The organism is Sphingobium sp. SJ10-10, assembly GCF_036038995.2.
GTDB lineage: Bacteria > Pseudomonadota > Alphaproteobacteria > Sphingomonadales > Sphingomonadaceae > Sphingobium.
Genome location: NZ_CP158132.1, coordinates 2,674,102 through 2,698,218 on the forward strand (window position 1 = coordinate 2,674,102; position 24,117 = coordinate 2,698,218).

Below are 24,117 nucleotides of genomic sequence, written 5' to 3' on the forward strand. Positions count from 1 at the left end.
CAACAGTGGATGAGAATCCGGTTGCGACGAGCGGTCAAGAGCCTAGAAAATCAAGGCGATTCTTGCGTTCGTCCTGCCGTATCAGCATAGTTGGACGATAATATCGACGCGGCGCCCAAGTCGCGCGGATGACGAGAGGGAGCATCATCATGAATAAGAGCCTTTGGCTGATTTCTGCCGGTGCCGTTGCATTGGGCAGCTGCGTTCCGGTCGCATGGGCGCAGGAAAGCGCAACAGCGGTCGATCAGGACAGCGTCAACATCATCGTCACGGCCACGCGGCGCGCCAGCCCGCTGTCCGACGTGCCGATCGCCGTGTCCGCCGTGACGGCGCAGGCGATGCAGAATAGCGGCGCCACCGATATCCGCGCTCTCAATCAGTTGGCGCCTTCGCTGCTGCTGTCCTCCACAGGCACCGAGGCCAATGCGTCGGCGCGGATTCGCGGCATCGGCACGGTGGGCGACAATCCGGGGCTGGAAAGCTCCGTCGCGGTGTTCATCGATGGAGTTTATCGCTCGCGTACCGGCGCGGGCCTCAACGAACTGGGCGAGATCGAGCGGGTCGAGGTACTGCGCGGGCCGCAGGGCACGCTGTTCGGGCGCAACGCTTCGGCGGGCCTGATCAACATCATCAGCAAGGCGCCGGAGTTCAAGCTCGCGGGCAAGGCTGAAGTCACCTACGGCAATTATGATTATTGGCGTCTGGCGGGCCGCATCACCGGGCCGGTCACCGACCAGTTGGCGCTCAGCCTGGACGGCGTCTGGTCGAAGCGCGACGGCTTCTACGATCTGGTGAACGCCAGCGGCGGCAAGGTCGGGGAGACCAATGACCGCGATCGCTATTTCCTGCGCGGGCAGGCATTGTTCGAACCCAATGACGCGCTCTCCATCCGCCTGATCGGGGATTATACCAACCGCGACGAAAGCTGCTGCGGCGCGGCCTATATCGAGACACGCGAACGGCTGCCGCTGGCGGGCGGGGGCTACCGCACCGCGCCGTCCAACCGCATAGCAACACTTCTGGCGCGGCAGGGCAGCGTCTTCGCCGCCGATCCCTATGACCGCAACCTCACCATCACGCCGGGCCGCAATTATGTCAGCAAGCTCAAGGATTGGGGCGTCTCAGGTGAGATAAATTATGATCTGGGCGGCGCCAAGCTGACCAGCATCACCGCCTATCGCGACTATAAGAGCCAGGATTATGGCGATTACGACTATAGCGGGGCCGATCTGCTCTATCGCGATCCCAACACCTATCGCCAGTTCAGAACCTTCACCCAGGAGCTGCGGGCGCAGGGGTCGGCCTTCAATGATGTTCTGGACTGGCTGGTGGGCGGCTATTACGCGCATGAAAAGCTGACGTTAGAGGATAATATCCGTTTCGGCGCGGATTATGGCGCCTTTGCGACCTGTCGGCTTTTGCTCGGTGCCGGGGCAAATCCCAGTGGACTTGCTCCCTTCATCGATCCATCACAGCAGCGCTGCCTCACGCCGACCGGTCGGGCTGCGGCGACCGCTTCGTTCGGACCGCTGGCGCCGCTCGTCAATGGTGCGCTCGATCGGCTGTATGGCATCGGCAATGTGGGTGACGTCAGCTCCCGCTATTTTCAGACTAGCGAGAATTGGGCACTTTTCACCCACAACATTGTCCATCTGACCAAGCAGCTCGATCTGACGCTGGGGCTGCGCTACACGCATGAGACCAAGCGCTTCTCGGCTGATCTCAATAATGACAATGCCACCTGCGCAGCGCTTCAGACGCGCAATCCGGGACCATTCAATGATCTTTACGAATTGGCGACCGGGCAGATTCCCGGTGCGCCTGTCGGATCGAACGGGGCCACCTTGGCGGGTGGAATCCTGACGCTGGGCTGCCTTGGCAACGGCTCGACGGGTCTCAGCGCGCTCAACCTCAATGACAAGATCAGCGATGGCCAGTTTTCCGGCACCGCCGTTCTGTCATGGAAGCCGGTCAGCGAATTGCTTGTCTATGGCAGCTATTCGAAGGGCTATAAGGCGGGCGGCTACAATCTGGACCGTTTCCAGCTCGGATCGACAGGTTTGAACCCGGTCCCGGCCGTGTTCGCGCCGCGCAGCGATGCCGACGTGACCAGTCTGCGCTTTGCGGCGGAGAAGGTGGACGCGTTCGAAATCGGCCTGAAATATACCCAGCCCAAATGGAGCGCGAATGTCGCTGTCTTCCGGCAGGAGTTCAAGAATTTCCAGTTGAACACCTTCAACGGCACCAGCTTCGTCGTCCAGAACATCAATGGTTGCGACAGCGCGCTGACGACGGCGCGGACCTGCGCCAGCGGGGATGTGGGACCGGGCCTGATCAGCCAGGGCGTGGAGCTGGAACTGTCGGCAACGCCGGTGCGCAACGTCCGTTTTGCCGGGGGCTTCACCTATGCGCGCGCCAAATTCGCCAACCGGCTGGTTGGCAGCGGCAATGGGGCGGTGCCGCTCGATCCGGCGCTGTTCCTGCTGCCGGGGTCGATCAACTCCCAGGCGCCGGAGGTGGTGACGACGGTCAGCGCTTCCTGGACGCCCAGCCTGGGCACCGGCGGGCTGTCGGCGCTCTTCTATGTCGACGGACGGATGAGCAGCGACTTCAACACCGGGTCTGACTTGTTCCCGGAAAAGCGGCAGGATGGCTATGCGGTGTTCAACGCCCGCGTCGGCATCCGTGGGCCGCAGCAGCGTTGGGCGGTGGAATTCTGGGGCCAGAATATCTTCAACCAGGACTATACCCAGGTCGCCTTCAGCAGCCCGCTTCAGTCGAGCAGCCCGGATCAGTCCACCATCGGTCAGTTCGGGCGGCCGGGCAATGTGATGGCGAACCAGTTGATCTCGGCCTATCTGGGCGACCCCCGCACCTATGGGATCACCCTGCGCGGGAGTTTCTGATCATGCCCCTGCCGCTCCCCGGTATCGGGCGAGCGGCAGGGCGCTCGCCAAATAGCGCCGTGCCGACGCGAATATCGGTGGCGCCCAGCATGATCGCGGTTTCATAATCCCCCGACATGCCCATGGAGAGCCGTTCCAGCCCCTCTTCCCGCGCCATTTTCGCCAGCAGCGCGAAGAAGGGCGCAGGCTCGACATCGGCGGGCGGCACGCACATCAGGCCGAGCAGCGGAATATCGGCGTTCTGCGCCGAACGAATGAGCGCGGGTACATCGGCAATCGGACATCCGCCCTTTTGCGGTTCCGCGCCGATATTGACCTGAAGGAAGCAAGGCACGCGCTTGTTCGCCGCGTCCATCGCCTTGGCCAGCGCCGTCAGCAGCGACGGGCGGTCGAGCGAATGGATGACGTCGAATAGCGCGACCGCATCGCCTACCTTGTTCGACTGAAGCTGGCCGACCAGATGCAGGATGAGATCGGGATGCTCTTCCCGCAGGACCGGCCATTTGCTTTCCGCTTCCTGCACGCGATTTTCACCGAAGACGTGCTGGCCTGCTTCGATCAGCGGGCGGATGGCGTCGGAGCCTTGCGTCTTGGACACAGCGATCAGGGTGATGTCGTCGGCGGTGCGGCCGGTGAGGCGGGCGGCGCGGCCCATGGCTTCGCGCACATGGGCCAATCGGTCTTGGGCCAGCCGGTTTGCGGCTTCGATGCTGTCGGTCGTCATGGCGGCTGCTATAGGCTAGGGTCATGCAGCGCCGCCACCGCAAAAAACTGCCGACGATCTGGCTGATGACCGACGAACGGGTTGGGGAGGCGGCCTTGCTGGCCGCCGTTGCGCGACTGCCCATGGGGGAGGCGGGCGTCATATTCCGGCACTACCGCACGCCCAAGGCTGAACGCCGGGCCTTGTTCGACCGGGTGGCGCGGATTGCGCGAGCGCGGCGTTTGGTGCTGATGCTGGGCGGAGCGGCGCGTCAGGCGCAGGGCTGGCACGCCGATGGCTGGCATGGGCGCGATGGGCGGGGCTGGGGAAAGGCGCTGCTTCATAGCATGCCAGCGCATGGCGGGCGGGAAATGCTTTCGGCGCGGCGTGCCGGGGCCGATCTGGTCTTTCTCTCTCCGCTTTTCCCGACGCGCTCGCATCCAGATGCGCGGGCATTGGGGCGGATGCGATTCGCGGCTCTGGCGCGGTTGGGCAATGGTCCGGTAATCGCCTTGGGTGGGGTGCGTGCGGCGCATTGGCCTATGCTGAGGGGAATCGGTGCATTCGGTTGGGCGGCGATCGACGGCCTGTCGGTTCAGGGGTGAGGTGGCTGCTTTGGGTGGGAAGCGGACTTTCAGTTTCCGTTCGCCCTGAGCTTGTCGAAGGGTCTTGCTGAGCGAAGCCGAAGCACGGGAGCTTCGCTCCGCTCGGCTGAGGGCTTCGACCTGCCGAAGGCAAGTTTATCCTGAGCGCCTGCCTTGGCAGGCAGACGAAGGACTCAGCCCTAACGGATATCTCTCGTCAGCAAAAAAAACACGCAAATATCTGACCCAGGCAAACCACCTAGCCAATATGCAGTCGCCCTTTAAAGGCCGCGTTTTAGAATTTGAAGATCGTGCCCAGATAGACGGCCTGCGCATCCTGGCGGTCGTCGGTCATCGGCGTCAGGCGGCCCGCGAAGCTATTATTATAGCGCACGCCTGCCGTAACGTTCAGATTGCGCGTCAGCGAATAGGAACTCGCCAGATCGAGCGAATATTCCTTGTCCGCGCTGGGATTGCGGATGGTCGCGACCGGCTCGCGGCGGCTCTCGATCAGCACCTTCGTGCTGAAGCGATCCTTGCGACCCTGGTCCAGCGAGAAATTCCTGGCGCCCGCGATCGGTTCGACCGAAACCGGGTCCAGTTCCTTGCGGCCCACCGCTTCGGGCAGGGCGAACTTGCGCCAATTATGCGCGCTGTTCAGGCTGAACGCGACGGGCGCGATATTCACCGGATCGAGCGTCCGGTTGACGGCGACCCGGTCATTCAGGTCGGCGGCGCGCACCATGACCGTGACCGAGCGCTGGCCGCTCAGTGAGCCGCTGGTGGGCGTGAAACGGAAATTCTGGCGACTCGCGGACGCGGCGATCTTCGCATAGGCTGCGGCCAGGCGGGTGTCCTTGGTCGTAGGGGTGAAGGAGGAAATGCTGCCCAGTGCGCCCAGCGATACCGGCGTCTCAGCGCGCATGCGGACGAGATCGGTCGCCGCGCCGATAGCAGGAGACAGCATGAAGCCGGCCACGGCAATTGCCGAGCCTGCCAATGCGATATGTCCCCTTTTCAGGCGCATGTTACGAATCTCTTCCCCACCGACTAGTTTTCTGCCTTCTGTCATATACGCAAGGCTCTGGAATTGGTAGAGCGCTGCCGGTTTTTTGTCCGAGCTGTTGCACGGAACACACAGGACTCCTGCCGGTGGCGCGATGGGCTGTTGCCATGCGGTGCCCCGGTCCCCCTTGCCCATTGGCGCGGCTTCTCTATAGAAGCGGGGCGTTTTTCTCGTTTGATGGGACAGTAATGATGGTCCGCCGCCTTTCTTCGCGCTTTTCCGCCGGTCTGCTGCTGGCCGCACTTCTGCCGCTCGCCGCCTGCGGAGGCGGGGCCAAGGATCGCCCCAAGGCCGACCTTGCCGCGTCGAAGGTGACGACCATCGGCGTCAACGCCTATCTGTGGCGCGCGACGCTGGACACGCTGTCCTTCATGCCGATGGTGCAGACGGATTCCAACGGCGGCGTCATCGTCACCGACTGGTACGCCAATCCGAACAGCCCCAATGAGCGGATGAAGCTGACCGTTTCCATCCTTGATCAGGACCTGCGCGCCGATGCGCTGCGCGTCGCCGCCAGCCGTCAGATCAGCCAGAACGGCCAGTGGGTCGACGCCCCGGTGCAGGCCGCGACCGTGCAGAAGCTGGAAGAGATCATCCTGACCAAGGCCCGCGACCTGCGCCGCATGGCGATCGCAGGCTAAAGCCCTTTATCCGTCTATTATTTCAACAACGGGGCTGGGCTTGCAAAAGCTCGGCCCGAACGCATTTTGAGGACTAACCCATGCAAAGGCGCTTCAACCCGCTTGAGGCCGATGCCCGCTGGCAGGCCGTCTGGGATGAGAAGCAGACGTTCAAGGCGTCGGACAGCAGCGACAAGCCGCGCAGCTACGTGCTGGAGATGTTCCCCTATCCCTCCGGGCGCATCCATATCGGCCATGTGCGCAACTATTCGATGGGCGACGTGCTGGCGCGCTTCCGCCGGATGACGGGGCATGAAGTGCTGCACCCGATGGGCTGGGACGCCTTCGGCATGCCGGCCGAAAATGCCGCGATGGAAAAGAAGGTGCATCCGGGTAGCTGGACGCGCGGGAATATCGCGACGATGCGGGCGCAGCTCAAGAAGCTCGGTTTCGCGCTTGACTGGAGCCGAGAGCTCGCCACCTGCGAGCCGGATTATTACGGCCATGAACAGGCGCTGTTCCTCGACATGCTGGAAGCGGGCCTGGTCTATCGCAAGGAATCGGCGGTCAACTGGGATCCGGTCGACATGACCGTGCTCGCGAACGAGCAGGTGATCGACGGCAAGGGCTGGCGCTCCGGCGCGCCGGTCGAGAAGCGCAAGCTTTCCCAATGGTTCCTCAAGATCACCCAGTTCGCGGACGATCTGCTGAGCGGGCTCAAGACGCTCGACCAATGGCCCGAAAAGGTGCGGCTGATGCAGGAAAACTGGATCGGCAAGTCGGTTGGTCTGCAATTTCGCTTCAAGCTGGATGCGCCGGTGGGCGAGATCAGCGATCTGGAGGTCTTCTCCACTCGTCCCGACACGATTTTCGGCGCCAGCTTCGCGGCGATCGCGGCGGATCATCCGATCGCGCTGGCGCTGGCCGAAAAGGATGGGGCGCTCGCGGCCTTTGCCGAGGAATGCCGCCAGACCGGCACCGCCGCAGCCGAGATCGAGACGCAGGAAAAGAAGGGCTATGATACCGGCCTGTCGGTGATCCATCCCTTCACGGACCGCAAGCTGCCGCTGTTCGTGGCGAATTTCGTGCTGATGGATTATGGCACCGGCGCCGTCATGGCGGTTCCGGGCCATGATCAACGCGACCTCGACTTTGCGCGCAAATATATGCTGCCGGTCGAGCGCGTCGTCGCCGCGCAGGGCGATGAGCAAAAGGGGATCGGGGACGAGGCCTATGTCGGCCCCGGCAAGCTGGTGAATTCCGACTTCCTCGATGGCCTTAGCGTCGATGATGCCAAGGGCGAGGTGATCCGCCGCGCCGAACAGGGCGGCTGGGGTACCGGCACCACTGTGTTCCGCCTGCGCGACTGGGGCGTTTCGCGCCAGCGCTATTGGGGCACGCCGATTCCGGTCATCCATTGCGAGGATTGCGGGGTCGTGGGCGTGCCCAAGGACCAGCTTCCCGTGGTGCTGCCGGAGGATGTCAGCTTCGACATTCCCGGCAATCCGCTGGACCGGCATCCGAGCTGGAAGCATGTCGATTGCCCGAAATGCGGCAAGGCGGCGCGGCGCGAAACCGACACGCTGGACACTTTCGCGGATTCGAGCTGGTATTTCATCCGTTTCGCCAGTCAGCCCAAGGACAAGCCTTTCGACCGCGAGACGGTCGAGAAATGGCTGCCCGTTGGTCAATATATCGGCGGCGTGGAACATGCGATCCTGCATCTGCTTTATGCGCGCTTCTGGACCCGCGCGCTCCAGCATATGGGACAGATTGGCTTTGCCGAGCCGTTCACTGGCCTCTTCACCCAGGGCATGGTGACGCACGAAACCTATAAAGCAGCTATCCCGCTCCAGGCACCTGCTGATTACGATGGTTCGCGGCCGGAGATGTATGCTGCTGAGGTGTGGGTTTCGCCCAGCGAGGTTGAGCGCCGGGACGGCAAATGCTTCCTGATCGGGACAGATAGTGAAGTCACGATCGGTCGCGTGGAGAAAATGTCCAAGTCGAAGAAGAATGTCGTCGATCCCGATGACATCATCGCCCAATATGGCGCGGACGCGGTGCGCTGGTTCATGCTGTCCGACAGCCCGCCGGAGCGCGACCTGCCCTGGACCGAGGCGGGGATCGAAGGCTCGTGGCGCTTCGTCAATCGCCTGTGGAGGCTGTTCGGGGAAGCCGACAAGGCCGCAGAGGGCCAGGACAAAGCGCTCGACCGCAAGCTGCACCAGACCATCGACGGCGTGGCCAAGGACATCGAAGCTTTGTCTTTCAACAAGGCGGTGGCGAAGATCTACGAACTCACCAACGCCGTCGAAAAGGCCAAGCCCTCGGCCAGCCGCAGCGCGGCGATCCGGGCGCTGGCGCTGCTGGTCGCGCCGATGATCCCGCATCTGGCCGAAGAGGCTTGGGCGGACATGGGCGAACAGGGTCTGATTGCGGAAGCCGCCTGGCCGCCGGTCGATCCGACGCTGCTGGTCGAGGATGAAGTCACCATCGCCTGCCAGGTCATGGGCAAGCTGCGCGACACCATCACCGTTCCCAAGGGCACGCCGAAGGACGAACTGGAAAAGCTGGCTCTCGCCGCGCCCAATGTGGTGCGGACGCTGGATGGCGCGACGCCGAAAAAGGTGATCGTGGTGCAGGATCGTCTGGTAAATCTGGTGGTTTGAAAACGCCGTTCGGGCTGAGCCCTTCGTCTGCCTGCCAAGGCAGGCGCTCAGGATAAACTTGCCTTCGGCAAGTCGAAGCCTTGCCCTTCGACAAGCTCAGGGCGAACGGATATAGGATTGCTCATGAAGCCCTTATTGTCGCTGCTCCTCCTCGCTTCCCTCTCCGCCTGCGGTCTCCGCCCCGTCTATAGCGGGGGCAGCCAAGGCGCGGTCGCCCAGGCGCTGGGGCGTGTCGAGGTGCAGCCGATCGAAGGCAAGGGCGGCTGGCTGGTGCGCAATGCGCTGAACGACCGGCTGGCGGCGATGAGCGGCACTGGCCCCGGCTACAAGCTGGTGGTGAAGCTGGACGACAATATCAGCGGCTTCGGTCTGCGTTCCGACGCCGCCGTCACTCGCGAGCGGCGGACCTTGCGCGCCCGCTATCAGCTTATCGACGGCGCCACCGGCGCGCAAATATTGGACGACACCGCCGGGTCGGATGTCGGCATCGACGTGGTTTCCAGCGAATATGCGACCATCGCGGCGGAAGACACGGCGCTCGAACGCCTGTCGCAGACCATTGCCGACCAGATCGTCGCCCGGCTCGCCCGCTTTGCGACGCGGGATGGTTCGCAGGACAAGCCGCGTTGAAGGCCAATCGCGGCCAGATCGAAAAGGCGCTCGACGCGCCGCCTGCCGACTGCCGCTTCTTCCTGCTCTACGGCCCCGATGAAGCGGGCAGCGCCACGCTCGCCAAGCGGCTGGAGCGCGCCATGGGGCCGGATGCGGAGCGGATCGACCTCGACGGGTCCACGCTGCGCGACGATCCGGCGCGGCTGGCGGATGAGGCGGCGTCCTTCTCCATGTTCGGGGACAAGCGCTGGATTCGCATCAACGGCATGGGTGAGGAATCGCTCCCCGCGCTGACCGCGCTGCTGGAGGCGGAGGTGGCGGGCAATCCCGTCATCGCCATCGCCGGCGCGCTCAAACCCGCCTCCAAGCTGCTCAAGCTCGCCCTCGACCATAAGCAGACGATGGCCTTCGTCTCCTACCAGCCCGACGCGCGCGAGGCGGAGCAGATCGCCATCGGCATTGCGCGGGAGGGGGGGCTGCGCCTTTCCTCTGATCTGGGCCGTCGCATTGCCGACCTCACCAATGGCGACCGCACGCTGATGGCGGGGGAGGTGGAGAAGCTGATCCTCTATCTCGACGCCGCGCCCGACCGCCCGCGTGAGGCGACCGAGGAAGCGCTGGATGCCCTTTCCGCCGACAATCCCGATAGCGACGCCGCGCCGTTGGTCAATGCCGTGTTGGGCGGCGACCTGCGCGGCATGCACCGGGAATTGGGGCGTTTGGCCGAGGCCGGGACGGCGATGGCGGCGGTGCTGCGTCCGCTGCTCACCCGCGCCATGCTGCTCGCCAATATCCGCGCCGATTTCGATGATAGCGGAAGGCTGGAGGGCGCGGTCGAGATGGCAGGCAAGGCGGTTTTCTGGAAGGAAAAGGGTGTCGTCACCCGCCAGGTCCGCATCTGGGATGCGCCAGGCATCGCCCGCGTCATCCAGCGCCTGGCCCAGGCTGAGCGCGCCAGCCGGTCGGGCAGGGGTCTGGGCGACCTGATGGTCCGCCACGAACTGCTCGCCATCGCCCGGCAGGCGGCGCGGGAACGATAAGATTTATCCAAGGTGTTCCTGCGGAGGCAGGAACCCAGTTCGGCCCTTGCCTTATCAGATAGGGCGTCGAACTGGACTCCTGCCTTCGCAGGAGCACGTTACTCCGATGAACAAGCCATCCTAAGCGCTTGATCGTACGTCCCGCCATCGCCATATTGCCGCGCATGGACAAGCTCAACCTGACCGACGCCGAATGGCGCGAGCGCCTTTCCCCCGAACAATATCATGTCCTGCGGGAGGGCGGCACGGAGCGGGCGTTCACCGGCAAATATAACAGCAGCAAGACCGATGGCCGTTATTTCTGCGCGGGCTGCGGCACGGAGCTGTTCGACGCTGAAGAAAAATATGACAGCGGATCGGGATGGCCCAGCTTCACCGCGCCGGTCGATATCGACGCGGTCGATGAAATTCGCGACACCAGCCATGGCATGATCCGCACCGAAGTCCGCTGTTCGAATTGCGGTGGGCATCTGGGTCATGTCTTTCCCGACGGGCCGGGGGTCAACGGCCTGCGCTATTGCATGAACAGCGCGTCGCTCGATTTCAAGCCGCGCGACGAAGCCGAATGATGGTTCATCGCCTGTAAATCGTCCCTACTCTTGAGAATTCCCGATTTTTTGTGCGGCCTGCATGGGTTTTCCACTGGCCGCTGCATTACATAGCGCATATCCGGGCGAACCATGGCACGATCAGGCAAGAGCAGCGAACCGCGGGGCAGAGTGAAGAAATGGCTGATACGGGGTCTGAAGATCGGCCTCGTCGGCACGTTCAGCGCGCTCGTCGCGATCGTCGTCGCGGTGGTCATCGCCTATCAGTCGCTGCCCGATTATGAATCGCTCAAATCCTCGCCCAATGGGCAGATGATCCGCGTCCATGCGGCGGACGGCAGCGTCATCGTCTCGCTGGGGCCAAGTTTCGGCCGCTGGCTGAGCTATGACCAAATCCCGGCCGTCATGGTCGACGCGATGGTCTCGACCGAGGACAAGCGCTTTTATCTGCACCCCGGCGTCGACCCCATCGGCATGGCCCGCGCCGCCTGGGTGGCGATGGAGCGGCGCGGCAGCGGCCGCCGCTGGCAGGGCGCCTCCACCATCACCCAGCAGGTGACGCGCAACATCTTCCTCAACAACAGCTATAGCTGGGGCCGCAAGGTTCGCGAAATGGTGCTGGCGCTGGCGCTGGAGCGCAAATTCTCCAAGCGGCAGATCCTCGAACTCTATTTGAACAAGGTCTATTTCGGCGGCGGCGCCTATGGCATCGACGCTGCGAGCCGCAAATTCTTCGGCCATCCCGCGACCGGCCTGAACCTTCCCGAAGCGGCGATCGTCGCGGGGTTGGTCAAGGCGCCTTCCAGCTATTCCCCGACCGCCGATGCCGACGCCGCTATCGGCCGCGCGGGCGTGGTGCTGGAACTCATGCAGGAAAATGGCAAGATCAGCGCTGCCGAGCGTGCCAATGCCCATCTTCAGGACGTAAAGATGGCGCCTGAGCCGCCGCAGAACAGCGTGCGCTACTTCACCGACTGGGCGCTGCCGCAGCTCGATACGCTGATCGATGAGCCCAATGAGCCGCTGGAGGTCTATACCACCATCGATCTTGGTATGCAGAAGGCGGCGACCGCGGCGATCCAGGCCAATGTGCCCAATGGGACGCAGGGCGCGCTGGTGTCGCTCGACCGCGACGGCGCGGTGCGGGCGATGGTCGGCGGGCTGGATTATGTGAGTTCCAATTACAACCGCGCCACCACCGCGACGCGTCAGCCGGGCTCTTCCTGGAAGATCTTCGTCTATATGGCGGCGCTGGAGGCGGGCTATACCCCCGATACCGGCGTCACCGACAGCGCGGTCGACATCAACGGGTGGAAGCCGCGCAACAGCAACGGGCGCTTCTCCGGCGACATCGATATCCGCACCGCCTTTGCCTATTCGGTCAATACCGTGGCGGCGAAGCTGGGGGTGGAGGTCGGCTTCCCGACTGTGGCCGACATGGCCCGCCGCTTCGGCATCACCACGCCGATCAACACCCATCCCTCGATGGTGCTGGGAACGTCCGACGTGCGGCTGATCGACATGACCCGCGCCTTTGCCTCTATCGCGCGCAAGGGCGTGGCGGTGACGCCCTATGGCATCACCAAAGTGACCACCGCCGAAGGCCGGGTGCTCTATGAGCATCAGGACGACACCAGCCGCGTGCTGGTCGCGCCCTGGGTCGCGGCAGGCATGACCGACCTCATGCAGACCGCCGTCAGCACCGGCACCGGCAGGGCGGCGCAGATCGACCGCCCGGTCGCGGGCAAGACCGGCACCACCAGCAGCAACAAGGACGGCTGGTTTCTGGGTTTCTCCAGCGGCATCACCACCGGCGTCTGGATGGGGCGTGACGACGCCCGTGCCGTGGGCGTGCTGCAGGGCGGCCGGGCGCCGGCCCATGCCTTTGCCGACTATATGAAGGTTGCCGTCGCCAAACGGCCGGTCGAACAGTTCGAAACGCAGGTGACTCTGCCCGAATGGCAGCTCGAACCGGATGAGGAGGCCTATTATGGCCAGCCCGACAGCGGAACGGACGGCGGCATGATGGTCGATGAAAATGGCTTGCCCATCGAACGGAGCCAGCAGGCGCCGGAGCAGCAGCAGCAGCCGGACGACAGCGAACAGGTGGCGCCCAACCCCGCCGACCGGCCGCAGCCGCCACGCCTTGACCAGCAGTGGATCGACAATGTGCTGGGCCGTAACCGGCAGCAGCAGCAACCGCAACGTTAGGATTTAGAAGGAACTGGACTCCTGCCTTCGCAGGAGTACGCGACGCTGCCAAATAGCCGCTTTAACCCGCCGCCCTCCGCGTCGCCGCAAAGCGCGTCCGATCAAGCAATCCGGTATCGGGCAGCAGGAAATCCACCTTCCCCCGCCCGAAATCGATGGCAACCCGGTCGAAAACCTTGAGCGCGTCGATGCCGAGCAGCAGCGCCGGCTTGTTCTGAAGGTCCAGTTCCGCGAACGGCTGGGCGTCGGCAAACATGACCGGCGTGTCCTTCAGCGTCACCTGACCCATGCGCACCCGGTCGATCAGGCCGAGCTGCCCGACCAGCGTATCGCCCGTCACGCTGGTCAGCGTCACAAGGTTCAGCGCCGGAGCCTTCTTCTTGCGCACCAGCTTGCTCATCAGCGCCATATTGCCCACGCTGATCGACGTGCCGGTGTCGAGGATGATGCTGACCTTCATTCCGTTCACGTCGGAATCGAGCAGGATCAACTGGCCCTTGCGCCGCCGCGCTTCGACGATGATGACGTTGGGATCGCGCCAGCTCTGCTTGCTGTTGCTGATCTCCATCCGCCCGGTGCGGAAATTGAGCAGCAGCCGCTTGGCATGCAATCCATCCAGTCCCAACAGCCCCGGCGCGCCGATATTCTCGCCCTCCAGCACCGGCGCCTCGATATCGTCCACCACCGTCTTGCCGAAGCCCAGGCGCGGCACAGCCACGGTATTTACCTCCGCCCGGCCCGTCATGCTGATCACCGTCACCCGCTCGCGCATCGGCAGCGCGAGCCGTTCGGCCAGATCGCGGGAAATGACCGTCCGCTGCGATCCGGTGTCGACCACGAAGTTCCACGGCCCCTTGCCGTCGATCTGGATGGGAATGGTGATGCGGGTGTCGGGACCGGGAACCGTGCGGACGACTGCGGGCGGTTCGTCGGGGGCGAGTGCCGGGCGATCCTGCGCGGCGAACGAGGGGCTGGCGATCGCGATGGCGATGCCCCGAGCGGCGCGCAGGCGTCCCATCTCCTCGATCCTCCTTATTTTATTTCCGTATAGCATGAGCGGTCCCGTTCCGCCCATCCCATTTCATTCGCGGCAGGACGCATATCGGCAATTTTCTGTCGATCCAAATGGCTCAGCCACCTTGACTTGGGCTAGGACAGATCGCTAAACGCCAGACATTCTATCCCGCCCGTCCGGCGCGGGTTCTCCCGAGTCATTGCCGGGTCAGCCTTCCCCCATCCTTCCTTTTCTCGTCTCTCATTCCATCGGACTTCACGCGAATGCATCTCAAGGATCTCAAGAAAAAAGCGCCCGCCGAGCTCGTGACCATGGCGGAGGAACTGGGCGTCGAAGGCGCATCGACCCTGCGCAAACAGGATCTGATGTTCGCGATCCTCAAGGTCGAGGCTGAAAATGGCGAGCAGATCATGGGCGAGGGCACGATCGAGGTGCTGCCCGACGGCTTCGGCTTCCTGCGCAGCCCGGAAGCGAACTTCCTCGCCGGTCCGGACGACATCTATGTCTCGCCCAACCAGGTCCGCAAATTCGGCCTGCGCACCGGCGACACGGTGGAAGGCGAAATCCGCGCGCCCAAGGATGGCGAACGCTATTTCGCTCTGACCAAGCTGATCTCGGTCAATTTCGACGATCCCGAAGTCGTCCGTCATCGCGTCAATTTCGATAACCTGACGCCGCTCTACCCGACGCAGAAGCTGACGCTCGACGCGGTCGACCCGACGGTCAAGGACAAGTCGGCCCGCGTCATCGACATCGTCTCGCCGCAGGGCAAGGGCCAGCGCGCGCTGATTGTCGCGCCGCCGCGCACCGGCAAGACGGTGCTGCTCCAGAATATCGCCAAGTCGATCACCGACAATCACCCCGAAGTCTTCCTGATCGTCCTGCTGATCGACGAGCGCCCGGAAGAAGTCACCGACATGCAGCGCAGCGTGAAGGGCGAGGTCGTCTCCTCCACCTTCGACGAACCGGCGCAGCGCCACGTCCAGGTCGCGGAAATGGTGATCGAAAAGGCCAAACGTCTCGTGGAACATAAGAAGGACGTGGTGATCCTGCTCGACTCGATCACGCGACTGGGCCGCGCCTACAACACCGTGGTGCCTTCGTCGGGCAAGGTGCTGACCGGCGGTGTCGACGCCAACGCGCTCCAGCGGCCGAAGCGCTTCTTCGGCGCGGCGCGCAATATCGAGGAGGGCGGTTCGCTCTCGATCATCGCGACTGCGCTGATCGACACCGGCAGCCGCATGGACGAAGTCATCTTCGAAGAGTTCAAGGGCACCGGCAACTCGGAAATCGTGCTGGACCGCAAGGTGGCGGACAAGCGCATCTTCCCGGCGCTGGACGTCGGCAAGTCGGGCACCCGCAAGGAAGAGCTGCTGGTCGACAAGGCCAAGCTGTCCAAGATGTGGGTGCTGCGTCGTATCCTGATGCAGATGGGCACGGTCGATGCGATGGAATTCCTGCTCGACAAGATGAAGGATTCCAAGACCAACGAGGATTTCTTCGATTCGATGAACCAGTAACCAAGGCCGGGAGGTTTGCGGTTCGGCAGGTCCGGAAGCGCAAATATTTTGCCTGGCAAAGCGTCGCGATTTTTCGGGCCGTCAGACTCCGGTCTGGCGGCCGATATTTTTTAAGGCCAATATTTCAGGGCCAGTAATTTCAGGGGACATCAGGCCGCCATGCTCGACCTTTTCGCCACAGCCGCCGCTGCCGCCCAAGGGATGGGTTCGCCCGCCGATATCTGGGCGCATATCGTCAATGATTTCAGCAATATCGGATCACCCGCCGCCTTGGCCGCCTTCGGCCAGGTGCTGATGATCGACGTGCTGCTGGCCGGGGACAATGCCATTGTCGTCGGCGCGCTGGCGGCGGGCCTGCCTGCGGAACAGCGCAAGAAGGTGATCCTGATCGGCATCATCGCCGCGCTGGTGCTGCGCATCGGTTTTGCGCTGGTGGTGACGCAATTGATGCAGATTGTCGGCCTGATCCTGGCGGGCGGACTGTTGCTGCTGTGGGTTGCCTTCAAGATGTGGCGCGAACTGCATCCCAAGCGGGGCGGGGACACGCCCGACACGAGCGACGACGATATATCCGGCCTGCGCCCCGCCAAGAGCTTTGCGGGCGCTGCCTGGGCGGTGGCGGTCGCGGACGTCTCGATGAGCCTCGACAATGTGCTGGCGGTGGCCGGCGCGGCGCGGGACCATCCTGGAATCCTGATCATCGGGCTTGTTCTTTCCGTGGCCCTGATGGGTATCGCCGCGAACATCATCGCCAAATATATCGAGCGCTTCCGCTGGATCGCCTATCTGGGTCTTGCGGTCATCATCTATGTCGCGATCAAGATGATCTATGACGGCATCGTCGATCATCAGGTCGGCATATTGACGCTCTTCATCTGAAATCGCGCGGCGGGCGGATCAGCCGTCCGCCGATACGAACCCTGCGCGCTTCCACACGCCCCATCAAGGGATCAGTAGCGTGCTTCCCGTAGTCTTCCGTGCTTCCAGCGCCCGATGCGCTTCAGCGGCATCGGTCAGGGCAAAGCGCTGGCCGACGACCGCTTTTACCACGCCTCGCGCCATGCGGTCGAACAGCCTTTCGGCGGTCGATGCCAACTCTTCGGGCGTAGCAATATAGTCGTATAGGGTGGGACGGGTGACATAAAGCGATCCGCCCCGGCTGAGGTCGAGCAGGTTGACCGGCGGCACCGCGCCGGAGGCATTGCCATAGCTGACCATCAGCCCGCGCCGCTTGAGCGAAGCCAGCGACGCGCTCCAGCTATCCTTGCCGACTCCATCATAGACGACGTCCACGCCACGGCCCGCCGTGATTTCCCGCACGGCTGCGGCAAGACTGTCGAAGGCGCCATGCAGGCTATGCTCGGCGTTTACCCGCGCCGCCTTCTCCGCCGATCCGCAATGGGCGATGACGATCACGCCCTTGTCGCGCAGCCAGGGCACCAGCACGGAGCCGACACCCCCAGCCGCCGCATGGACAAGCGCGAACTGACCGGCTTGCAAGGTGACGATGTCCTCCGCCAGATAGCAGGCGGTCATGCCCTTCAGCATCATGGCTGCGGCATCCTGCGTACTGATGGCGTCGGGGATCTTCACGGCCTGTTCCGCTCGCAGGAGGCGATGGGTGGCATAGGCTCCAAACCCCGTTGCGCATCCCACCTTGTCGCCCACGGCAAAGCCGGTCACGCCGGGGCCGATGGCGGCGACATGGCCCGCGCCCTCCGCCCCGAGCGGGGTCGGTAACGGCGCGGGATAGAGGCCGGTACGATAATAAGTGTCGATGAAGTTGAGGCCGACGGCATCCTGCGCGATCAGAAGCTCGCCTTCTCCCGGCAGGCCGGGATCGAAATCCTCCCGCGCAATCACTTCGGGTCCGCCATGGCTGCGAGCCACCATCCGCCATGCCTGTGTCAATGCCGTCGCCTTCCTGTCAGAGATGAGCCGCAAAGAAATCGGCGGTGCGGCTGTCCGCGAGCTGCGCAGCCGCTTCATCGCGGCGGGCGCCCATTTCCGCGGCAAAGCCATGATCGAGTCCCACATAATCTTGCAGGGTCACATGGCGGTTGTCCTTCAACCCCTCATGCATCTTCTGCTGCGCTTCGGGCGGGACGAAACCGTCCGCGGTCGGAATATGCAGCAGCACCGGCTTGCCGATCGCATGCTGCTCGTTCAGCAGGCCGTCGATGCCGACGCCATAATAGGCGACGAAAGCATCGCCATCGGTGCGGCAGGCGGACATGAACACCAGCCGCCCGCCCAGGCAATAGCCGACCAGCCCCACCTTGCCGTCTTGCCCCAGTTCGGCGCGGGCGGCCTTGATCGTGGCTTCGATATCGCGAATGCCCTGATCCTGATTCAATTTCTGCATATGGCCGATCGCCGCCTGAAAATCCTCGGCTATGTCGGCGTCGAGTTCGACATGCGGCTTTTCCCGCCAGAACAGGTCGGGCGCCAGAGCGAGATAGCCCGCCGCGGCCCAGCTATCGCATTTGCGGCGGATACCCTCATTCACCCCAAAGATTTCCTGGACCACCACAATGGCGGCCTTCGGCGTCCCTTCCGGCCGGGCAACATAGACATCGAATTGGGCGTCGCCCTCCAACGTGGAGATGGATGTGAATGCTGCCATGGGATATCCTTTCCTTGCTTGTAGACTTCTATAATGGCGCTTGCCGGGCTCAGCGCAACCGTCCTTGCCGTCAAAAAATTTGCCTTGCCTGCCCATGTTGCGGCATGAGGCTTTATTAATGGGAGCCCGCAGCAAAAGGTAGCGAGATATGAAGGTAAGCGTGGACGTCGACTGCACTCCTGCGGAGGCTCGGGCTTTCCTTGGCCTGCCGGATGTCACCCCCATTCACGATAAATATGTGAAGACGATGCTCGACAGCTTCGATGGCGTGGCCAATGTCGAGCAGATGGAAACGCTGTTCAAAAGCTTTTCGCCGCTCGGTGACGCGGGCATGCGGCTGTTCAAGCAGATGATGGATATCGGCCTGGCGGGGATGCCGAGCAAGAATGGCGACAAGAGCTAGGGCTGACCCTTTTACGAAGACGCCGCCGTGACGGATACTATCTTCGCGCTGTCGAGCGGCGCGCCCCCGGCTGGCATCGGCGTGATCCGCATCAGCGGGCCGTTGGCTGGACCGGCTCTTGCGGCTTTGGCGGGGAGCTTGCCGCCGCCGCGCCGGGCGCGGCTTTCCTCCTTGACCGATCCGCGCGACGGCACTTTGCTCGACCGGGCGCTGATCCTGTGGTTTCCCGGCCCTGATACGGCGACCGGCGAAGACCTGGCAGAATTGCATTGCCATGGCGGGCGCGCGGTGATTGCCGCGCTGGAGGATGCGCTTGGTACGCAGCGCGGATTGCGCCGGGCGGAAGCGGGGGAGTTTACCCGCCGCGCTTTTGACAATGGCCGCATGGACCTCAACGCGGTGGAGGGTCTGTCCGATCTTCTCGCCGCCGAAACGCAGCAGCAGCGCCGCGCCGCGCTGTTGATGGCGGAGGGGCATTTCTCCCGCCGGGTGGAGGGGTGGCGCCGGACGCTGCTTGATCTTTCCGCCATGACCGAGGCGGCCCTGGATTTTTCCGATGAGGATGATGTGCCCGATGAGGGGATTGAAGTCCGGATCGGGCAGGGCATCCGGGCCTTGGCGCAGGACATCGAAACGGTGCTCGCCGCCCCTTCGGCCGAACGGCTGCGAGATGGGGTGCGCGTGGTTTTGGCGGGTCCGCCCAATGCGGGCAAGTCCACGTTGCTCAACCGCCTCGTCGGGCGGGAAGCGGCCATTGTGTCGGATATTGCGGGGACGACCCGAGACCGGATCGAGGTGCCCGCCGCGCTGGGTGGGGTCGCTTTCCTGTTCACCGATACAGCGGGCCTGCGTGCCGGGACGGGCGATGCGATCGAGGCGATCGGCATGGAGCGGGCGCGAAGTGCGCTTGATGCGGCAGACATCATTCTTTGGCTCGGTCCAGCGGGAGAGGCGCCCCGTGGCGATGCCGTCCTGATCGCTGCGCAATGCGATCGGGGCGGAGAGGGGGAGCGACCTGGTCTTCAGCTCTCTGCGGTGACGGGGGAAGGGATGGCTGATTTGGTCGCGATCCTGCTCGACCGGGCGGCTGGCCTGCTGCCGGGGGAGGGGGACTACGCCCTGCACAAGCGGCAGCGGGATGCGGCGACCCTTTTGCGCTCCCATTTGATCTTGGCGGATGCGAGCCATGATTTGTTGATCGTAGCAGAGGAATTGCGGCAGTCGCGTAATGCCATCGATCAACTGACGGGGCGGGCGAGTACCGAAGATATGCTCGACCATCTGTTCGCCGGATTCTGTATCGGCAAATAGCATTGTTCCACGTGGAACAGTTTTGACCGGGGCGCCCGACATCTGTTAAGGGGCGCGCATGCGAACAAGCTATGATGTGATCGTGGTCGGCGGTGGCCATGCGGGCTGCGAGGCGGCATCTGCTGCGGCGCGCAAGGGCGCCTCGGTGGCGTTGCTGACCTTTGAGAAGGCGACCGTCGGCGCCATGTCCTGCAACCCCGCCATTGGCGGACTTGGCAAGGGCCATCTGGTGCGGGAGGTCGACGCGCTGGACGGATTGATCGGACGCGCCGCCGATGCCGCGGCGATCCATTACCGCACGCTCAACAGCAGCAAGGGCGCGGCTGTTCAGGGACCGCGCATCCAGGCCGACCGCAAGCGCTATCGCGCCGAGATTCATCATCTGCTCGATGCCCAATCGGGTTTGGACATCATCGAAGGCGAAGCGGTTGGCTTGCTTCTTTCTGAAGGCAAGGTGGCGGGGCTGGCGCTGGCCGATGGGCGGAATCTCGATGCGCCGGCGGTGGTGCTGGCGACCGGCACATTCCTGGGCGGCAAGCTTTTCAGGGGTGAGGAAACCACCACTGGCGGCCGGACCGGCGAACGGGCGGCAACGGCCTTGGGTGTTCAGCTTCGTGCGCTCGATCTGCCGATCGGCCGACTCAAGACGGGCACGCCGCCGCGTATCGATGGCCGCACCATCGACTGGGCACGGTTGGAGGAGCAGCCATCGGACGATGGGAGCTGGACGATGTCGGCTCTCTCGCCGGGTCGTGTCCTGCCGCAGCTCAGTTGCGCGATCACCCGGACCAATGATCGGACCCACGCCATCATTCGTGAAGGGCTGGGACGTTCACCCTTGTTCAGCGGGGCGATCGAAGGGCGCGGTCCGCGCTATTGCCCCTCGATCGAGGATAAGGTGATCCGTTTCGGGGATCGCGACGGGCATCAGATTTTCCTGGAGCCGGAAGGACTGGACAATCATCTTGTCTATCCCAATGGCATCAGCACCTCGCTTCCCGCCGATGTTCAACTGTCGATGATCAGGTCGATGACGGGCCTGGAAAGGGCCGAGATTGTCGTGCCGGGCTATGCGGTCGAATATGACCATATCGATCCGCGCGCGCTGGAAGCGACATTGGAGGTGCGCGCAATTCCCGGCCTCTTTTGCGCGGGCCAGATCAACGGCACAACCGGCTATGAAGAAGCGGCGGCTCAAGGCCTGGTTGCGGGCGTCAACGCAGCCGCGTGCGCGAAAGGGGAAGAGCCGCTCATCCTGGATCGCGCCGGCAGCTATATCGGCGTGATGATCGACGATCTGGTGTTGCAAGGCGTGACCGAGCCTTATCGCATGCTGACGGCGCGTGCCGAATATCGCCTGAGGCTGAGAGCCGACAATGCGGGAAGCAGACTTGCGCCGATTGGCCGCCATCACGGCATATTGGGTGCGCAACGCGTCACTCATTATGCCTTGCGCGATGCGGATCGGCAGACGGTGGAAAGCGAGTTGGGCCGTTCCTTGTCCGCAACCGAGATGGCCAGGGCAGGAGCCGCGGTTCGGCAGGACGGCGCACGCCGTTCGCTGTTCGAATGGGCGCGCTTCCCCGAAGTGGGGCGCAATCTTCTGTTCGAGCTTGCGCCTGCCCTCTCTCAAATATCGGCGGATGTGCGTGACGAGATTTTGGAGGACGCGCATTACGCCCCTTATCTCGAGCGGCAAGAGGCGGAGATTTCCGAAATGCGGCGGAATGAGCGGGTGATTATCCCCGCCGATTTCGATTTCGCTTCGATTGGCGGCTTGTCGACGGAGATGATCGAGCGCCTCAATATGGCGCGCCCGGATACGCTGGCGGCGGCGGGACGGATTCGGGGAATCACGCCTGCTGCGCTGGCGGCTGTCCTTGTGCATATCCGGCGGGGCGCGGCGTGACGGAGGGTGAAGCGCGGGAATGGCTCGCTCAACGGTTCGATGTTCCACGTGGAACATGGGATAGGCTTGAACGCTATGTCGCCATTATTCTGGCGGAGATGGAGCAGCAGAACCTCATCGCGGAATCGACCCGTCCACATATTTGGGCGCGGCATATCGTGGACTCCGCTCAGCTTATTCCCTTGGCGGAAGACGCCGGGGAGGGGCAGTGGATCGATCTGGGATCGGGCGCCGGGCTGCCCGGCATCGTCGTCGCGATCCTGACCGACCGGCCCGTCCAGATGGTCGAATCGCGCCGCAAGCGGATCGACTTTTTGAACGGCGTGATCTCCGAACTTGGGCTTACCGGGGCCAGCGTCTTCGGTGGGCGGGTTGAGACTGTGCCTTCAACGCGGGCGGCCATCATCAGCGCCCGCGCTTATGCGCCCCTTCCGAAGCTATTCGAATCGGCGGTGCATTTGTCCGATGAAAAAACCATCTGGGTGCTGCCAAAAGGACGAAATGCGCAGAATGAACTGGAGGCGGCGAGTCGATCATGGCAAGGTGCGTTTCACGTGGAACGCAGTGTGACTGACGCCGACAGCGCCATCATCGTCGCACAGGCGGTCCGATCCGTCAGGAGGAAAGCCCGAGGATGATCAGTATTGCCATCGCCAATCAGAAAGGCGGCGTCGGGAAAACCACCACCGCTATCAACCTGGCAACCGGCCTGGCCGCCACGGGCTTGCGGGTGCTGCTGGTCGATCTCGATCCCCAGGGCAATGCCTCGACGGGCTTGGGCGTTGCCCAATCGGAACGGGCGCAATCGAGCTATGATCTGCTCGTCGGCAATTGCGCCCTGGAAGATGCAATCATCACCACTCGGGTTCCCAAGCTCGACATTGTGCCCGCCACCCAGGATCTGTCGGGCGCGGAGATCGAGCTGATCGAATATGAGGAGCGCACGCATCGGCTCGAGCGCGTGCTGGCGGAGGCGCAGCCCGGCCGCTGGGATATCTGCCTGATCGATTGCCCACCCTCGCTCGGCCTGCTGACCATCAATGCCATGGTTGCGGCGCAATCGCTGCTGGTGCCGCTGCAATGCGAGTTTTTCGCGCTGGAAGGTCTGTCGCAACTCCTCCAGACGGTCGAGCGCATTCGCGGACGGTTCAATCCCGGCCTGTCGATCATGGGCGTGGCGCTCACCATGTACGACCGGCGCAACCGTCTGACCGATCAGGTGGCGGACGATGTGCGCGCCTGTCTGGGCGATCTCGTTTTCTCCACTGTCATTCCCCGCAATGTGCGCCTGTCGGAAGCGCCCAGCCATGGCGTTCCGGCCTTGATCTATGATTTCCGCTGTTCTGGGTCGGAAGCCTATATGCGTCTGGCGCGTGAATTGATTGCGCGTCTGCCCCGCCAGGAGGTCGCTGCTTGAGTAACGAGAATGTGATGAAGTCCCCCAAGCGTCCTCACGGGCTTGGGCGGGGTCTCTCGGCTTTGTTGGGGGATGTCGCGCGGGAAGAGCCGGTGGCGCCGACCGCTGCCACCCCGCCGTCGACCAAGGCGATCCAAAGCATCGAAGTCGCCCTGATTCAGCCGCATCCCGAACAGCCCCGCCGGCATTTCGATGAAGGCGCCCTGCAGGAACTGGCCGACAGCATCGCCAAGCGCGGCGTCATCCAGCCGATCATCGTCCGCCCCCATGGCGGCGGGTTCCAGATCGTTGCGGGCGAGCGCCGCTGGCGCGCCGCTCAGCGTGCCCAGCTTCACCGCATTCCCGCGATCGTGCGGGATTTCGACGAAGCGGAAACCCTCGAAATCGCGTTGATCGAGAATATCCAGCGAGAAGACCTCAATCCGATCGAAGAAGCCGAAGCCTATCGGAAGCTGATCGCGGAATTCCAGCACAGCCAGGAAGCGCTCGGCCGCCTCGTCGGCAAGTCGCGAAGCCATGTTGCGAATTTGATGCGCCTGCTCGATCTTCCTGCGCCGGTGCAGCAGCAGGTGGTCGAACAGAAGCTCAGCATGGGTCACGCCCGCGCCCTGATCGGCGCGCCCGACTGCGAAACCCTCGCCCGGACTGTCGAAGCCAAGGGTCTGTCCGTTCGCGATACCGAGCAACTCGTCCGCCGCGCCAAAAAGGGGGATGACGCGCCCAGCCGCAAGCGCGCCGCTGCGTCCAGGGAGAATGATCCCGACATCGCGGCTCTGGAGCAGCATCTGGCCGACATATTGGGCGTGAAGGTCAATATCGACTATGGTCAGGGCGGTGGCGGCGTCCTGTCGCTGCATTATTCGACGCTGGATCAGCTCGATATGCTCTGCCAGCGCCTGTCGGGCGAACGTATCTAACCGCTTCAGCCAGAAAAAAGGCCAGCGGCCGCCCGCA

21 protein-coding genes are annotated in these 24,117 nt (G+C 63.4%); 16 read left to right on the top strand and 5 right to left on the bottom strand.

All coding sequences use genetic code 11. The features are described from left to right. The first annotated feature begins 149 nt into the window (after positions 1-149). Positions 150-2,906, top strand: coding sequence for a TonB-dependent receptor domain-containing protein (locus tag VVT58_RS12995; protein WP_327753276.1), 2,757 nt, complete (start codon positions 150-152; stop codon positions 2,904-2,906). Here VVT58_RS12995 and VVT58_RS13000 read toward each other — a convergent pair. Continuing rightward, positions 2,884-3,630: a YggS family pyridoxal phosphate-dependent enzyme gene (locus VVT58_RS13000; protein WP_327753275.1), complete on the bottom strand. Its 747-nt coding sequence runs from the start codon at positions 3,628-3,630 to the stop codon at positions 2,884-2,886. The genes VVT58_RS12995 and VVT58_RS13000 overlap by 23 nt on opposite strands. Positions 3,631-3,653: 23 nt before the next feature. Between VVT58_RS13000 and VVT58_RS13005 the strand changes: the two genes are divergently transcribed. Beyond that, positions 3,654-4,214, top strand: a complete 561-nt coding sequence (locus VVT58_RS13005) for a thiamine phosphate synthase (RefSeq protein ID WP_327753274.1) — start codon at positions 3,654-3,656, stop codon at positions 4,212-4,214. 274 nt (positions 4,215-4,488) lie between these two features. Here the strand turns inward: VVT58_RS13005 and VVT58_RS13010 are convergent, their stop codons facing one another. After that, positions 4,489-5,220, bottom strand: coding sequence for a hypothetical protein (locus VVT58_RS13010; RefSeq protein ID WP_327753273.1), 732 nt, complete (start codon positions 5,218-5,220; stop codon positions 4,489-4,491). A gap of 230 nt (positions 5,221-5,450) precedes the next feature. On the opposite strand from VVT58_RS13010, the gene VVT58_RS13015 reads away from it, so the two are divergent. The 6 genes from VVT58_RS13015 to VVT58_RS13040 all read left to right on the top strand — a co-directional run bounded on the left by VVT58_RS13015 (position 5,451) and on the right by VVT58_RS13040 (position 12,962). Continuing rightward, positions 5,451-5,900 (top strand): DUF3576 domain-containing protein, encoded by a 450-nt coding sequence (locus tag VVT58_RS13015; RefSeq protein ID WP_327753358.1) that lies wholly within the window; start codon positions 5,451-5,453, stop codon positions 5,898-5,900. A gap of 80 nt (positions 5,901-5,980) precedes the next feature. Continuing rightward, the gene (gene leuS / locus VVT58_RS13020; RefSeq protein WP_327753272.1) at positions 5,981-8,551 is read left to right on the top strand and encodes a leucine--tRNA ligase; all 2,571 of its coding nucleotides are present in this window, start codon (positions 5,981-5,983) and stop codon (positions 8,549-8,551) included. A gap of 123 nt (positions 8,552-8,674) precedes the next feature. After that, entirely contained in the window at positions 8,675-9,181 is a 507-nt protein-coding gene (gene lptE / locus VVT58_RS13025; RefSeq protein WP_327753270.1) for an LPS assembly lipoprotein LptE, read from the top strand. Further along, entirely contained in the window at positions 9,178-10,203 is a 1,026-nt protein-coding gene (gene holA / locus VVT58_RS13030; protein WP_327753269.1) for a DNA polymerase III subunit delta, read from the top strand. The genes lptE and holA overlap by 4 nt, the downstream gene beginning before the upstream one ends. Positions 10,204-10,367: 164 nt before the next feature. Next, positions 10,368-10,772 (top strand): peptide-methionine (R)-S-oxide reductase MsrB, encoded by a 405-nt coding sequence (gene msrB, locus VVT58_RS13035; protein WP_327753357.1) that lies wholly within the window; start codon positions 10,368-10,370, stop codon positions 10,770-10,772. Between the two features lie 111 nt (positions 10,773-10,883). Then, positions 10,884-12,962: a PBP1A family penicillin-binding protein gene (locus VVT58_RS13040; RefSeq protein WP_327753268.1), complete on the top strand. Its 2,079-nt coding sequence runs from the start codon at positions 10,884-10,886 to the stop codon at positions 12,960-12,962. A 61-nt stretch (positions 12,963-13,023) separates the two neighbouring features. Here the strand turns inward: VVT58_RS13040 and VVT58_RS13045 are convergent, their stop codons facing one another. Then, a complete protein-coding gene (locus tag VVT58_RS13045) occupies positions 13,024-13,980 on the bottom strand; it encodes a retroviral-like aspartic protease family protein (RefSeq protein WP_327753267.1) in 957 nt (318 codons plus the stop codon). A 260-nt stretch (positions 13,981-14,240) separates the two neighbouring features. Here VVT58_RS13045 and rho point away from each other — a divergent pair, with 260 nt between their 5' ends. Together rho and VVT58_RS13055 are read left to right on the top strand one after the other, a co-directional pair. After that, complete coding sequence (gene rho / locus VVT58_RS13050; RefSeq protein ID WP_066552776.1) at positions 14,241-15,497, top strand: transcription termination factor Rho; 1,257 nt, start codon at positions 14,241-14,243, stop codon at positions 15,495-15,497. 159 nt (positions 15,498-15,656) lie between these two features. Then, positions 15,657-16,376 (top strand): YjbE family putative metal transport protein, encoded by a 720-nt coding sequence (locus tag VVT58_RS13055; protein WP_087574008.1) that lies wholly within the window; start codon positions 15,657-15,659, stop codon positions 16,374-16,376. A gap of 63 nt (positions 16,377-16,439) precedes the next feature. On the opposite strand, the gene VVT58_RS13060 is transcribed toward VVT58_RS13055, so the two are convergent. Together VVT58_RS13060 and VVT58_RS13065 are read right to left on the bottom strand one after the other, a co-directional pair. Continuing rightward, positions 16,440-17,390 carry a quinone oxidoreductase gene (locus VVT58_RS13060; RefSeq protein ID WP_327753356.1) on the bottom strand — a complete coding sequence of 317 codons (951 nt, stop codon included), beginning with the start codon at positions 17,388-17,390 and terminating at the stop codon, positions 16,440-16,442. A gap of 34 nt (positions 17,391-17,424) precedes the next feature. Beyond that, complete coding sequence (locus VVT58_RS13065; protein ID WP_327753266.1) at positions 17,425-18,123, bottom strand: dienelactone hydrolase family protein; 699 nt, start codon at positions 18,121-18,123, stop codon at positions 17,425-17,427. A gap of 148 nt (positions 18,124-18,271) precedes the next feature. Between VVT58_RS13065 and VVT58_RS13070 the strand changes: the two genes are divergently transcribed. From VVT58_RS13070 to VVT58_RS13095, 6 genes are read left to right on the top strand one after another with little or no spacing between them, the layout of a single operon-like run. Further along, entirely contained in the window at positions 18,272-18,526 is a 255-nt protein-coding gene (locus VVT58_RS13070) for a DUF6489 family protein (RefSeq protein ID WP_066552790.1), read from the top strand. Positions 18,527-18,553: 27 nt separating this feature from the next. Beyond that, positions 18,554-19,837, top strand: a complete 1,284-nt coding sequence (mnmE, locus tag VVT58_RS13075; protein ID WP_327753265.1) for a tRNA uridine-5-carboxymethylaminomethyl(34) synthesis GTPase MnmE — start codon at positions 18,554-18,556, stop codon at positions 19,835-19,837. Positions 19,838-19,895: 58 nt separating this feature from the next. Next, positions 19,896-21,746 carry a tRNA uridine-5-carboxymethylaminomethyl(34) synthesis enzyme MnmG gene (gene mnmG / locus VVT58_RS13080; RefSeq protein WP_327753264.1) on the top strand — a complete coding sequence of 617 codons (1,851 nt, stop codon included), beginning with the start codon at positions 19,896-19,898 and terminating at the stop codon, positions 21,744-21,746. Then, the gene (gene rsmG, locus VVT58_RS13085) at positions 21,743-22,384 is read left to right on the top strand and encodes a 16S rRNA (guanine(527)-N(7))-methyltransferase RsmG (protein WP_327753262.1); all 642 of its coding nucleotides are present in this window, start codon (positions 21,743-21,745) and stop codon (positions 22,382-22,384) included. The genes mnmG and rsmG overlap by 4 nt, the downstream gene beginning before the upstream one ends. Beyond that, the gene (locus VVT58_RS13090; protein WP_327753261.1) at positions 22,381-23,163 is read left to right on the top strand and encodes a ParA family protein; all 783 of its coding nucleotides are present in this window, start codon (positions 22,381-22,383) and stop codon (positions 23,161-23,163) included. Before rsmG ends, VVT58_RS13090 begins: the two co-directional genes overlap by 4 nt. Positions 23,164-23,177: 14 nt before the next feature. Continuing rightward, the gene (locus tag VVT58_RS13095) at positions 23,178-24,080 is read left to right on the top strand and encodes a ParB/RepB/Spo0J family partition protein (RefSeq protein ID WP_327753355.1); all 903 of its coding nucleotides are present in this window, start codon (positions 23,178-23,180) and stop codon (positions 24,078-24,080) included. The last annotated feature ends 37 nt before the right edge of the window (positions 24,081-24,117 follow it).